General features: G+C 44.5%; 9 protein-coding genes and 1 tRNA gene. 9 read left to right on the top strand and 1 reads right to left on the bottom strand.

Annotated elements, in window-relative coordinates:
* The first annotated feature begins 11 nt into the window (after positions 1-11).
* The 4 genes from mutT (at position 12) to ELR70_RS22540 (ending at position 6851) form a co-directional block, all read left to right on the top strand.
* Complete coding sequence (gene mutT / locus ELR70_RS22555; RefSeq protein ID WP_054014987.1) at positions 12-419, top strand: 8-oxo-dGTP diphosphatase MutT; 408 nt, start codon at positions 12-14, stop codon at positions 417-419.
* Between the two features lie 40 nt (positions 420-459).
* A complete protein-coding gene (locus ELR70_RS22550) occupies positions 460-2529 on the top strand; it encodes a M13 family metallopeptidase (protein WP_054014803.1) in 2070 nt (689 codons plus the stop codon).
* A 175-nt stretch (positions 2530-2704) separates the two neighbouring features.
* Positions 2705-5290: a family 20 glycosylhydrolase gene (locus ELR70_RS22545; RefSeq protein WP_054014802.1), complete on the top strand. Its 2586-nt coding sequence runs from the start codon at positions 2705-2707 to the stop codon at positions 5288-5290.
* Positions 5291-5549: 259 nt separating this feature from the next.
* Positions 5550-6851, top strand: coding sequence for a sugar MFS transporter (locus tag ELR70_RS22540; protein WP_054014801.1), 1302 nt, complete (start codon positions 5550-5552; stop codon positions 6849-6851).
* 469 nt (positions 6852-7320) lie between these two features.
* On the opposite strand, the gene ELR70_RS22535 is transcribed toward ELR70_RS22540, so the two are convergent.
* Positions 7321-7396, bottom strand: a tRNA-His gene (locus tag ELR70_RS22535).
* A 185-nt stretch (positions 7397-7581) separates the two neighbouring features.
* On the opposite strand from ELR70_RS22535, the gene ELR70_RS22530 reads away from it, so the two are divergent.
* From ELR70_RS22530 to wecA, 5 genes are all read left to right on the top strand, one after another.
* A complete protein-coding gene (locus tag ELR70_RS22530) occupies positions 7582-8397 on the top strand; it encodes a mechanosensitive ion channel domain-containing protein (RefSeq protein ID WP_054014800.1) in 816 nt (271 codons plus the stop codon).
* 22 nt (positions 8398-8419) lie between these two features.
* Positions 8420-9220 (top strand): DUF481 domain-containing protein, encoded by an 801-nt coding sequence (locus ELR70_RS22525; RefSeq protein ID WP_054014799.1) that lies wholly within the window; start codon positions 8420-8422, stop codon positions 9218-9220.
* Between the two features lie 115 nt (positions 9221-9335).
* Positions 9336-12002, top strand: coding sequence for an SLBB domain-containing protein (locus ELR70_RS22520; protein ID WP_054014798.1), 2667 nt, complete (start codon positions 9336-9338; stop codon positions 12000-12002).
* Between the two features lie 123 nt (positions 12003-12125).
* A complete protein-coding gene (locus tag ELR70_RS22515; protein WP_054014797.1) occupies positions 12126-13067 on the top strand; it encodes a Wzz/FepE/Etk N-terminal domain-containing protein in 942 nt (313 codons plus the stop codon).
* A gap of 70 nt (positions 13068-13137) precedes the next feature.
* Positions 13138-14181, top strand: coding sequence for a UDP-N-acetylglucosamine--undecaprenyl-phosphate N-acetylglucosaminephosphotransferase (gene wecA, locus ELR70_RS22510; protein WP_054014796.1), 1044 nt, complete (start codon positions 13138-13140; stop codon positions 14179-14181).
* The last annotated feature ends 15 nt before the right edge of the window (positions 14182-14196 follow it).

Genomic DNA, 14196 nt, shown 5'->3' with positions numbered 1-14196 from the left:
TTGAGTTAGATATGACGAAAAAAGTGGTGAATGTAGCTGTGGGTGTCATTATTCGGGATGCACAGTTTTTTGTATGTAAGCGGGCTAAGGAGCAACATCAGGGCGGCTTATGGGAGTTTCCCGGTGGCAAAATTGAAGCGCAGGAAAGCGTGACTCAGGCATTGGCCAGAGAGTTGAAAGAAGAAATTGGTATTGATGTCCATGGTTCTGAACATTTACTGACAATTGAACATGACTATGGCGACAAACAGGTTAAACTGGAAGTGCATAAGGTCGAAGATTTTTCGGGACAAGCAACAGGGTTAGAGGGGCAACCCAGCCAGTGGGTTAGCTGGAGTGGATTAAAGCAGCTGGCTTTTCCCGCAGCCAATGTGGCTATTCTTGACGCACTGGCGCAACAATATGATGTGCAGCAGTAACAGCGATCGTTGAGCAAATTTACTAGTAAGGATTATAAAAATGAAAAAAATAGCAGTCATTGCCGCAGCGGTTGCGGTTGCGCTGGGTCTGACAGGGTGCAGCGACCAGGTGAATACAGACTCGCAAGCCGAAGTGATGCAAGCAAAGAGTACTCTGAACTCTGGGGTAGCACTGGACAATATCGATAGTGCCGTACGGGCACAGGATGATTTCTATTACCATGTGAACGGTAAGTGGTTAGCACGCACTGAAATACCGGCGGACAAGTCAAATTATGGTTCGTTTACTGAGCTGTACGACGCATCACAAAAAGCGTTGCGTAAAACCCTGGAGCAGGCAGCCAGTAACGATCAAGCCAAGCCTGGTTCAGACGAGGCCAAACTGGGTGATTTCTATCGCAGCTACACCGATGAATTGGCACGTGAAGAATTAGGCACTACACCACTGCAATCTTACCTCGCCCCTTTTCAGGCATTACAAAGTAAATCTGAGCTGCCTGCGTTATTTGCTCGTGCCTTATTCCAGGGCGGTACAACCCCATTGAGCTGGTATGCGAATAATGATGCCAAAAACTCCACCATGAATACGCTTTATTTATGGCAATCGGGTTTAGGGCTGCCGGACCGGGATTTTTACCTTCAGGATACGGAAAAGTTCACACGAATTCGTGCTGAATATAGTCAATATATTGAGCGTCTGATGCAGGTGATGGGCTATGATCAACCTCGTGCAGAGCAGGCGGCGAAGCATATCATGGCACTTGAAACTGCGATGGCTGAAATACAGTGGTCACGGGTTGAAAGTCGCGATGCGGATAAAACCTACAATAAATTTCAGGTTGATACGCTCAATGCACAGTTGCCACATTTCGACATGGCGGCTTATCTGAAAGCGTTTGGCCTGACTACGAATGAGCTAGTCGTGACTCAGCCTAGCTACCTGCAAGGGTTATCAGACCTAATTGGTAAAACAGATGTGGCTGCCTGGCGCGATTATCTGACCTTTCACTTTGCCAGTGATTATGCACAGCTGCTGCACAAAACGGCGGTAGATCTGAAGTTTAACTTCTACGGCAAGACATTGCGCGGGCTGGAAGAGCAGGCACCGGTATGGAAAAAGGCCGTGAACGCCAGTAATGATGTGCTGGGCGAGCTGTTGGGTAAGATCTATGTTAAAGAGTATTTTCCGCCAGAAGCCAAAGCTCGCATGGGTGAGCTGGTAGATAACTTGATCAAAGGGTTTGAGCAGTCAATCAATGAATTGGAGTGGATGAGCGCAGAAACCAAGCAGGCTGCTAAGGTTAAACTCAGCAAGTTCACACCTAAGATTGGTTATCCGGACAAGTGGCGAGACTATTCAGGGTTAGAGATCAGTGCCGATGATCTGGTTGGCAACTATGTTCGCTACAATGAGTGGGCCTATCAGGACATGGTCGGCAAAGTTGACAAGCCAGTTGACCGCAGCGAATGGTTTATGACGCCACAGACAGTCAATGCTTACTACAACCCAGTCAATAACGAAATTGTTTTCCCTGCAGCTATCCTCCAGCCGCCTTTCTTTAACCTGGAAGCCGATGATGCCGTTAACTATGGTGCTATTGGTGCCGTCATAGGTCATGAACTGGGCCATGGATTTGACGATCAGGGTGCTAAGTATGATGGCGATGGCAACTTACGCAACTGGTGGAGTGAGCAAGATCTGGCTCAGTTTCAGGCGCGCAGCCAAAAGCTGGTTGAGCAATATAACCAGTATCAGCCTTTTGAAGATGCCAATGTAAACGGTGAGCTAACATTAGGCGAAAACATTGGTGACCTTGGCGGTTTAAGTGTGGCGCTTAAGGCGTATCAGCTGTCTCTGCAAGGCAAACCGGCCCCGGTAATCGATGGTTATACTGGTGAGCAACGCTTCTTCATGGGATGGGCGCAGATCTGGCGCCGAAACTACCGTGATGAAGAGCTGCGTAATCGTTTGATGACAGATTCGCACTCACCGAGTCACTATCGTGTTATTGGTGTACTGCCCAATATGCCAGCGTTTTACGATGCGTTTGATGTCAAAGAAGGCGACAAAATGTATCTTAAACCGCAAGAGCGGGTCAAAATCTGGTAAGTGTTTACTGCTATCATGGCCGCCAGTCACTGGCGGCTTTTTTGTATTAACTATCTGATAAAAAAGACGATAGAGATCTTGTAAGGAAAAATTGATAGCGCTGTCATTTTTTCTTCTATATGATGGTATTTACAACAATTTGAAGTTTGCGCTCAGCGCAGGTTAAGGAGCCGGAATGAAAATACAGAAAAAACTGCTCACCCGGGCCATCGCGGCCACGCTTTTAGTCCCGATGATGGCAAAAGCTGCCTGGGATAGTTCGCAACTGCAAACCTTTACTGACAACACCACCTTTACATTTGCGGTAGAAAGCAATCATCACAATGGCAGCAGCAGCTTTCTGGCTTCTATCACCTTACAAAATAACTCAAAGATAGCGCTACCAGCTGGCGAAAGCGACTGGCAGATCTACTTTCATTCAATCCGAAAAGTGGCCACTGAGCAGGCAAGTGGATTGAAGTTTGAGCATGTGAATGGCGACTTACACCGTTTGGTGCCAACTAAGGATTTTGCCGGGTTAAAGCCTGGCGAAACGTTGACCATTCCTTATGAGGCCGCCGCATGGATAGCCGCTTATACAGATTTTATGCCTCGGGCATTTATGGTCAGTGGTAATACCAAACCGGCCGTGTTCGCCAATACAGACAGCGAAAACATGCTGGACTTTGTCGCACCGATTGTGCGTGATAACCAACTGGATCGTCACGCCGAACCAAAAGACTTATCTCCTCGCGCGACCGCGGCATGGCGTTATGAGCAAAACCAGCAGACCGGTAAGCTGTCTCGCGAAGACGCGCTGAAACGTATTATCCCGAAGCCGATGGATGTTGATTTCAACCGAGGCTATGCAAACTTGTCCAGTCAGTGGCAGATCCGTTATGCGGGCAGATTAAAAAGTGAAGCCGCCGTATTTCAGGAAGATTTGGCCGATTATGGTCTGACATTGGAAGCACAACCGGATCATATCAGTGCCGGCAAAACCAGAACAATCTATCTGCAAGTAGCGGACCTGACCGACCTCGGCAGTGAGGGCTATCAGCTGGAAGTAGACGACGATAAAATTGTGATCACCGGCCATGACAATGCCGGGGTGTTTTACGGTATTCAGAGTTTGCTCGCGCTATTTCCGGCCGATCAACAAGGCCAGATACAGGTGCCTAATGTAGAGATTAAAGATGCCCCGCGTTTTGGCTGGCGTGGCATGCACTATGACAACGGCCGTAACTATCATGGCAAAGAGGCGCTGTTCAAATTGGTCGAGCAGATGGGCCGTTACAAACTGAACAAGTTTCACTGGCACTTTTCTGAAGATGAAGGCTGGCGACTTGAGATCCCTGGCTTACCAGAGCTGACGGATATTGGCGGCTATCGCTGCTTTGACTTACAGGAGCGAGAGTGTTTACTGACTCAGCTTGGTACTGGCCCGCATAAATCGGGATCGGGCAATGGGTATCTGACCCGGGATGAATTTGTTGAACTACTCAAGTTTGCCAAGGCGCGTCATGTTCAGATCATTCCTGAGATCGAAGGTCCGGGCCATGCCCGTGCATCTATCAAGGCAATGGAAGCGCGCTATCATACTCTGATGGAAGCGGGCAAACCGGAACAGGCAAAAGCTTATCTGCTCAGCGATCCTCAAGACACCTCAAAGTACATCACAGTACAGAATTATACCGATAACTCTATGAACGTCTGTCAGGACTCGACTTATGCATTTATTGAAAAGGTCACCTATGAGTTGCAAGGTATGTATCGTGAAGCCGGCACGCGCCTTACAAATCTGCATTTTGGTGGTGACGAAGTTGGGGCTGGCTCCTGGGTAGACTCGCCCGTGTGTCAGGCATTATTTGCCGATCCTAACAATGGCATTGCTGGTCCGACCGACCTCAAACCCTATTTTACCCAGCGAGTTGCAACTTTACTGGCAAAACGAGGAATTGCACCGGGCGCGTGGGAAGATGGCCTGATGTATGACAAGGTCAACCCGTTTAACCGCGATGCATTTCCCAATGAGGTCTTTACCGCCAATGTCTGGGATAATATCTGGGAGTGGGGCGTCGCTGACAGGGCGCATCGACTTGCCAATGATGGCTACCAGGTAGTGCTGTCTCATGGTACGCACTTGTACTTTGACCACCCTTATGAGCCACACCCGGCTGAACGCGGTTACTATTGGGCAGCCCGCTACACGGACAGCAAGAAGACTTTCAGTTACATGCCTGATGATGTCTACGCCAACGCTGATTTTACCCGCAGTGGAGAGGTCATTGAAAACTTAGAAGCCCTGGTTGGGCGTCCGCTACCCGAGCTTGAAAAGCCGGAAAATATTCTCGGTATTCAGGGGCAGGTCTGGAGTGAAACGATTCGCACTGAAGACCAGATGCAGGCGATGGTCTTTCCACGCTTACTTGCCATGGCTGAGCGTGCCTGGCATAAAGCGGGTTGGGAAGGGGAGCGCCTTGATAAGAAACGCTTCGCTCAGGACTGGTATGGTTTTTCCGGAGCACTGGCATTAAAAGAACTGACTAAGCTGGACAAGGCCGGTGTTAATATGAATCTCCCGGTGCCGGGCGCTAAAATCATTGATGGTCAGCTTTATGCAAACAGTGCATTCCCGTACTCAACTATTGAAGTGAGCCTTGATAATGGCAATAACTGGCAAACTTACACAGCTCCGATGAGTGTTAGCCAGCCCGGTAGCATATTATTACGTACCCGTTTAGGCGATAAAAAGTTTAGCCGCACCACTGAGTTAGACTAGTCACCTGGCGACGTCATCTCGGGGAAGGCCAAGTGCTTTCCCCAGATTGAAGACATTTGATTACAAAACTAACTAGAAAAAGGCCAAATTTTAACGTAAAGTTAAATGTCAGCGCTGTCATTTTGATTTTAGATAGTTGAACCACCGGTTTGAGGATGCGTTCATAAAGGCAGATAGCACAGAATATAATAATCCGGATTACTTTTAATTCGTTTTAATCCGACCTGTATTAATCTTAATTAGCAACAAGAAGAGTTTTATGGAAGCGACAGTGGAAAAAGATGACCTCGAAAAGCAAAGTGTCTGGTTACCGATGACACTTGCCGGCTCAATGTTCTTTATATTGGGTTGTATCACCTGGTTGAATGGCGCAATCACGCCGTTTCTTCAGCAAATGCTGGAACTGAGCCCGCTACAGGCCTCTTTCATTATTTCCTCATTTTACATCGCAGTAACGGTTGCTGGTATCCCCTCAGCCATGCTGATAAAACGAGTTGGATACAAAAATGGCATGGCGATAGGGTGTGCTGTCATGGCGCTTTCTGCGTTGATGTATATCCCGGCTGCTAAAATGCAAATGATTGAAATCTTTTTGTTTGCACAGTTAATGATAGGAGTTGGACAGACTGTCCTTCAGACTGCTGTCAATCCGTACGTTGTTAAAATGGGGTCTGAGCGTTCGGCTGCGGTCCGTGTTTGTATCATGGGCTTGCTGAACAAATCTGCTGGCGTAATAGTCCCCATTGTATTTGCTGCTGTGGTTGTTAGTGGAGTGGTGAATGAAGGAGAATCTCTTAGCCAGGCCCAAAAAGATATGATGGCTAATAGCTTGATCGCACCTTACCTGGCTATTGCGGGTTTGATATTCCTGTTTGCGGCATTTGCCAAGTTTTCTCCATTGCCTGATTTGGTCTTTGAAGAAGAAGGGCAAACCAGTAAGGGTGAAGTTAAGGAAGCTTTGAGTCATCCTCACCTGGCATTAGGGGTGATTGGTATAGCACTGTATGTTGCTGTAGAAGTGATTGCAGCTGATACCATTGGTTCTTATGCTTTACAGTTAGGAATTGCCGATTACTCGGTCATGACTTCTTACACAATGGGTTGTATGCTGATTGGTTATGCAATTGGTATTGCATTAATTCCACGTTTTATGTCGCAACAAAATGCACTCGTCATGTCTGCAATTGCTGGTATTGTTACCGTTTTTGCTGTAGTTTTAGGGGACAATGAATCGACAGCCCTGGCAAATATTTTGCTTGTACCCTTTGGCGGTCCTCAGTTGCCAGATCCACTCCTGTGTATTGCTCTGCTAGGGTTTGCTAATGCCATGGTTTGGCCTGCTATTTGGCCTCTGGCGCTCGATGGTTTAGGGCGTTTAACGGGCACAGCATCTGGCCTGTTAATCATGGGTATTGCAGGTGGCGCGCTAGGGCCTCTGTTGATTGGTGTTGGAAACGTTGCTGGGCTTGGTGCTCAGGGCGCTTACAGTTTAATGCTACCCAGCTATCTGTTTATTCTTTTCTATGCCTTAAAAGGCCACAAGATGAGAAGCTGGAAATAGCAAACAGAATTTCTATCTGTAAAGTAGAAATAATCCCGTGTGTAATGCCACCGAAAGGTGGCATTTTTTATGTCACTCCTTTATCAGTAACACCATTCATTTGTGTTGTAGGCGCACTTAGAGGTCAGCTTACATATACAGAAAACTCCTTAATATCCTGGTTGTAACCAAAGCGGCATCTTGTGAGCTGTACAGTGTGGTATAGTTGATAAAGTGTAACTTTATGAAGTTTATAGATAAAAACGCTTAAGGGTATTTTAGTAAATTGACTATTGGATACGAAAGGGCTGCTGAAGTGGCTGGCGCTGTACTTACCGAAAACAGTATTAAACGTTATCTTGCGGTCGTAGTTTCATCAGTATGAATACTCTGGCCAAGAAGCTCTGTATCGGCATATTCTGAATAAGTAACACAATTAATGTAAGTAAATTAACTAATGGTATACAATTGTTGAGTTTATAAGAGAAAGTGGGGCGACTGACGAGGCTTGAACTCGCGACAACCGGAATCACAATCCGGGGCTCTACCAACTGAGCTACAGCCGCCATAATAGGTAAGAACACCTTTGCTGGTGTGGCGCGCATAATACATAAAAACGTGGGCTTTGCAAAGGGTTAAATTAAAAAATCTTAAAGAAGTACGTTGAGAACCCCCGACTTGTACAGCTAATATTCATACTGGCTGGGTAAAATCGCCCCGCTATCTCACTCAAGTGCTTACAGGAGTCACTATGGAAACGATTGTTCATTGGGTCGATGATAACTCATCTCTTATCATACACCACCTTTTTCAGGGGCTGCTGGCCCTGGTCATATTCTTTATTGGTATGAAGCTGGCAAAGCTTGCAGCAAACCTGACAGAAAAAGCGTTTAGCAAACGCAAAGTGGATAAGGCGGTTGGTGCGTTTGTTGGTAATATTGCTTACAGCATAGTGTTTGCTGCGACGCTATTGATGGCACTGTCTCAGGTTGGCATAGAAACAACCTCCTTTGTGGCTATCCTGGGTGCCGCTGGTCTGGCAATAGGGCTGGCCTTACAAGGCTCCTTATCGAATTTCGCCTCAGGGGTGCTGATCATTATTCTGCGTCCCTTTAAGTCTGGCGACTATATCGAGGCCGGAGGAAAAGCGGGCAGTGTACAACGCATCGAAATCTTTTCGACTGAATTGAGAACACCAGATAACAAAGTCATTATTATGCCTAACTCGGCGATTATGTCGGGCGCCATCGTTAACTATTCTCGTGAAAAAACACGCCGTATCGATTTAGTGATTGGTGTGAGCTATGAAGCAGATCTCCGTGAGGCAAAAAATGTGTTAAAATCCGTGCTGGACAAAGAACCGCGGATCCTGAAAGAGCCAGCATATACGGTTGCTGTATTAGAAATGGCAGACTCAAGTGTCAATTTTGTTGTTCGCCCTTGGGTTGCAACATCAGACTACTGGCCCACTTACTTTGACCTTGTTGAGAATATAAAATTAGCATTAGACGATGCTAATATCGAAATTCCATTCCCGCAGATGGATGTTCACCTTCACAAAGACTAAATTAATGACAGGTTTATAGGCAATGAAATTACAATTTTTATCTCTGTGCGTATTGGCAGCTGTAAGCTCGAATGTAGCTGCAGAAGAAGCTTCTGATAAGAAGCCAAAAGAGCAAAAAACCTGGGATATCACCAGTGAAGTTGGGGCCATTGTTACCAGTGGTAATACCGAAACCACAACACTCAAAGGCGCACTGAAGGCCAAGCATAACCTTAAAAACTGGCGCAATGAGTACAAGCTGGATGGGATTTACAAAGAAGATGAAATTGAAAACGACGATGGTGAGCGAGTAAGCGAGCGTACCAACGAAAAATACTCTGTTTCTATGCAGGGGAATTATAAGTTAAATGAAGATCACAGCCATTTGTTTATCTATGGTGCTTATGATTCAGACTACTTCGGTGCATATCGCAGCGAAACGGTTTTATCCGTTGGTTACGGTTTACGCTTGTTGAATCTCGACAATATGTATTTGGATGCTGAAATTGGTCCGGGTATGAAGCGTTTTGAATATCAGGAAGACAGCACTGAATTAGACAAAAATGGTAACCCATTGGCGGGAACGACTGAGAGCGAAGTGATTGGTGTCGCGAAAGTCGATTTCGAGTGGCAGGTATCTGATAATGCGCGCTTCACGCAGGTTGTAGGGGTGGAATATGGCGATACCAACACCAAAACTACCTCGGAATCCGCATTGTTAACCAAAATCAATGGCTCTTTGCAAATGAAGGTGGCGTACAATATTACCCATAACTCAACAGTTGATGAAGGTAAAGAAAACACGGATACAGAGACTTCTTTGACCTTGGTTTACAGCTTTTAACATAATTAACTAAAGATATATCAAAAAAAGGGCGATCAGCCCTTTTTTTATAGCAGCACTTTTATGTAAAATACGCAATCTTTTTGGTCTATCGTGAAACAGGATACAAAACCGGATGTCTTTTAAACGTATTTTTGCAGCAATTGTGCTGGTGTTTAGTGCGGTTTCAATCGCTTTTACACCTACCGCGCAACAGATAGAGCAGTTTAAGAAATTGCCAAAAAGCCAACAGCAGGCTTTGGCAAAGCAATACGGAATTAATTTATCTGACATTTCTGGTGGAACTTCAACCAACCCAACTCAAATGCAAAATCCCAGCAGCCCAAGCGTTTTTCCAAGAGAGCTTGATGAGGAAGAGCTGGAGCCTCGTGACCCTTTAGAGCCAGTAGTTGAGGAATTAGAACCTTTCGGATATGAGCTATTCTCTGGTGAACCAACCAGCTTTGCACCAACTGAGTTGCAGCTTGTGCCCAATGACTATGTTATAGCCAGCGGTGATACGGTTACGATTAGTTTATACGGAAAAGAATCTGCTACACACATGGTTATGGTAGACCGTGAAGGTCGTCTTAGCATACCTGAGTTTACTCCTGTTAGCGTAGTCGGTTTGACCTATGCAGAATTAAAGCAAGTAATTACTGAGAAAGTTAGAAATGAAGCCATTGGCCTTAGTGCATTTGTTTCAATGGCAGAGTTAAGAAGTATCCAAGTACTGATCGTAGGGGAGGCGTATCGCCCAGGCAGTTACACGCTTTCACCTTTATCCAGCGTGACTAATGCTCTATTCGCAAGTGGTGGTGTTACCAAAATAGCCTCTCTACGTAATATCGAGGTGAAAAGGCAGGGGAACACAATTGCGGTTATGGATTTGTACGATCTCCTGTTAAAAGGGGATAGTAGTGGAGACGTAACGTTACAATCTGGTGATGTGGTTTTTATCCCTTCTGTTGGACCGCAAGTGAAAGTTGAGGGCCAGGTCAAGCGCCCGGCTATTTTTGAGTTAAAAGAAGGGGACACTGCCGGTTCTTTAATTCAAATGTTTGGTGGCTTTAAAGAAGGTGCATTCTTACAGCGTGTTCAGGTCAATAGAGTTCTGAATAATGCCGTTAAATCTGTAATCTCAGTCAATTTCAGTGAAAACCAGATCCAATATGCTCCGCAAGGAGGCGATGAAATAAAAGTTCAGGCTGTTAATGATGAAGTTGTTGATTCTGTCTCTCTGATCGGTGCTGTTGCCAGACCAGGCAACTACCAATGGTTCGAAGGTGCTACGTTGAAGTCTTACATAGCAGATCCAAGATCTGACCTACTTCCGCAAGCAGATTTGGGCTACTCAATCATTGTCAGAGAGAGTAAGCAGTTAGGAAAAATCGAAGTGCTACAGTTCTCGCTGTCCGACGCCCTTAACTCTAAAAGTATTCCATTACAAAAAAATGACGAAGTTTTCATTTTTAGTCGTTTCAACTCACAGGAACAAGAAGAAAGCGCACTGAAAAATCTGGCAATGTCAGCTCAAGAACAAGAGTTGCAGGAGAGTGTCAAGCTTTGGCATCTTTATAAACGACGTCAGTTTGAGAACAAGGTATCCTTCGAACAGGATATACAAGACATCCAGAATAAGTCAGCAGATAACAAAAAAGAGACAGACAAAGATAGTAAAGACGCAGAAAAAGAAGAAAACACAGAAAACCAAGAAATCGAAGAAAAAAGCTATATACCAACGGTTTTTGGTCGGGAGACTCTACTCGCGCCTGTTCTTGCGCAGCTTGAATATCAGTCATCTTCTTCGTCAGAGAGTCAGATTATCGAAGTCTTGGGGCAAGTTCGTTTTCCTGGTATATACCCCATATCAAACGATATGAGTGCGAGCGACGCAATCTCTGCAGCTGGAGGCTTACTAGAGTCTGCATATACTGAGTTTGCAGAAATCTCCCGCGAACAAGGTGATGGGCAAGTTGCACATATCAAAGTTCCTTTAACCTCGGAAGGTATAGAGAGCTCAATTCACAGCCGCGATGTACTCAATATATTGATGAAGCCAAATTGGCAGGTTAGCTATCGCGTCACCCTGAAGGGAGAAGTTGTATTCCCCGGGGAGTACATTGTTAAGCGGGGAGAGACACTGTTTAGCCTTCTGAATCGTGCTGGCGGATTGACCGAGTATGCAGAACCCAGAGCCGCAGTATTTACTCGAGAGGCGATAAAGGAACAAGAGCGTAAGCAATTAGCAAGGCTCTCAGATGAATTGCGTAAGGATATTGCAGCTAAGAGTTTTCAGAAGTCAATTGGAGCTAACTCTTCACTTAGCTACAGTGATGCCAACCGGTTACTTAAAGACCTCGCTAATGTTAAAGCACTGGGTAGACTGATCATCGATTTGCCAAACATCGTTTCACAAGTCGACTCTCTCGTCTTACAAGATGGTGATGCGCTTTATGTCCCAGGTAAACGAGAGTCCATTTCAATCATTGGAGAGGTGAATTACAGCTCTTCTCATTTATTCAAGTCCGGCACATCGATCGAAGAATATATCACCTTGAGTGGTGGGTTGAGAGATCGTGCAGACGCTGAAAAAATATATGTTATTAAAGCTAATGGGGCTGTGTTTATACCCAACAGAAACTCTTGGTTTGCTGTTAACCATGACACAGAGCTTGAGGCAGGTGACACCATTGTTGTTCCAATGGATGCTTCGCATTTGGACAATTTGACGCTCTGGAGTACAGCTACGCAGATATTCTATCAGCTAGGTGTAGGGGTTGCCGCAATAGCTCGACTATAGAGGCATAATCATACTTTTGAGATCTCTTTGTAGATAACATTTTTGTAATTTAAAACTGTAAAAAGTGTGAGTAATTCGAATTCGGTTGGTAACAACTATTGGTATTTAAAGTGAGAACGAACAGTGTCCAGTAAAAAAGTCTTTGAAATATCTGATTTGCCTGGAGAGTTAGACTTAAGAGAAATCTGTATTTCAATATGGAAAGGTAAGGTAGTCGTCTTGCTGTTTTCATTTGTGTTTTTATGCATATTTGCTGTGATAGCTTTTAAAATGCATGACGTATACAAGTCAGAAGCTTTGCTTGCCCCTGTGAGTTCTCAGGATGACAGCGGGCTGGCCTCTCAATTAGGGGGGTTAGCTTCTGTTGCTGGGATTGAACTGAGCACTGGTGGTGGTATAGATAAAACTAGCCTAGCGATTGAGATTTTACAGTCTCGCAAGTTTATTAGTGAGTTCATTGAGAAGCATAATTTATTAGTCGACATAATGGCTGCCAAGTCATGGGATCCCGTCCAGAAAGAGCTTTCATATGACCCTGAAATTTACGATGTAAAGAATCAACAGTGGGTCAGAAAGGTTGACTTACCGCGCACTCCTAAGCCTTCCAGGCAAGAGGCATTTGAGGCATTCCTTGATATGTTGGATGTTCAGTATATTAAGAAAACTGGACTGGTTCGAATTTCTATTGAACACAACTCGCCGCTCTTAGCAAAGGAATGGGTCAATTTAATCATTTCTGAAATTAACATGACAATGAAAGAGCGAGATGTAAATGAAGCAAAGAAAAGCCTTCATTTTCTCAATGAGCAACTAAAGACGGATGATATTACTAGTCTCAGGGCGATCCTATATAAGTTACTGGAAGATGAAACTAAAACAATCATGCTTGCCGAGGTACGAGATGAGTATGTTTTTACCACGATCGATCCTGCGATAATGCCTGAGAAAAAAGAAGGCCCTAAAAGAGCAATGTTATGCATTTTAGGGGCTTTTGTCGGATTACTGTTAGGAATGTTTACTGTTGTATCTGTTTCTGCTTTTAAAGGAAGAAGTGAGTTTGCCTAGTGATCAATCTCTGGTTAATGACGTCTGGTTAGTAAGCTGTGTCAATTCTGCTGTCAGCTATGGAGGTTAAATGTTATACCTGGCTCCTTTAATATCGTCGTTTATATTTTGCGTCATGGCGATTTATATTGCTAAGCCAGTTGCCATTAGAACTGGGCTTGTTGATGTCCCTAACTCAAGAAAGCATCATGATGGCCATATTCCGTTGATAGGCGGTGTTGCAATATATTTTGGTGTTTTAATGTCATCGATGCTGTTTTTCGAATATAGCGTCTACTTTAGTGTATATATAATTTCGGCCTCATTTATCCTTTTTCTTGGAGTGTTGGATGATAAATATGACCTTTCTGTAAGGGTTAGAATTATAGTGCAGCTAGCGATTGCTATTTTTATGATCTTTGGAACAGGAAATCATTTAAGCTCATTTGGTTCTATATTTGGCTTTTTCGAATTTAAGCTTGGATATTTTGGTGTTGTAATTACTGTGTTGGGTGTTATTGGGACAATTAATGCCTTTAATATGGTAGACGGCATAGATGGGTTGGCAGGAGCATTGAGCCTTGTATCTTTTCTTGCCTTGGGAACATTGCTTTGGATTTCAGGCAGTGAGTGGTTTTTATTAGCTATTCTTTTTGTTGCTTCAATTGCCGCGTTTTTAATGTTCAACCTTCGCTGGCCTAGCAAATCAATGAAAAAAGTTTTCATGGGCGACGCTGGTAGCATGCTGATTGGATTTACAATAATTTGGTTGCTAGTGATTGGTATCGAACAAGATGTTAAGTCTTTTAGACCAGTAACAGCGCTTTATATTATCGCTATTCCATTAATGGATATGGTAGCAATAATGTATCGGAGAATTAAAAAAGGTACTTCGCCTTTCAAAGCAGATAGAGATCACTTACATCATATATTTGAAAGGGCTGGTTATAGCAGACGTAGAGCTTTAATTATAATTTCCCTGGCAGCTGCATTTATTGCATTTTTAGGTGGTTTTTTAGAGCTTAGGAATACACCTGAGTGGATAATGTTTTCCATTTTCATAGGTATGTTTTTAGTCTACAATTATGCTCTAGCGCACGTTTGGCGCATATTAAGCTGGCTGAGACGTAAGTGAATAAACACCGACTTT

Origin of the sequence: Pseudoalteromonas sp. R3 (assembly GCF_004014715.1) — a bacterium.
Lineage (GTDB): Bacteria > Pseudomonadota > Gammaproteobacteria > Enterobacterales > Alteromonadaceae > Pseudoalteromonas.
Note: the sequence above shows the minus strand (reverse complement) of the source record. Positions and strands in the feature narration are given on the sequence as shown.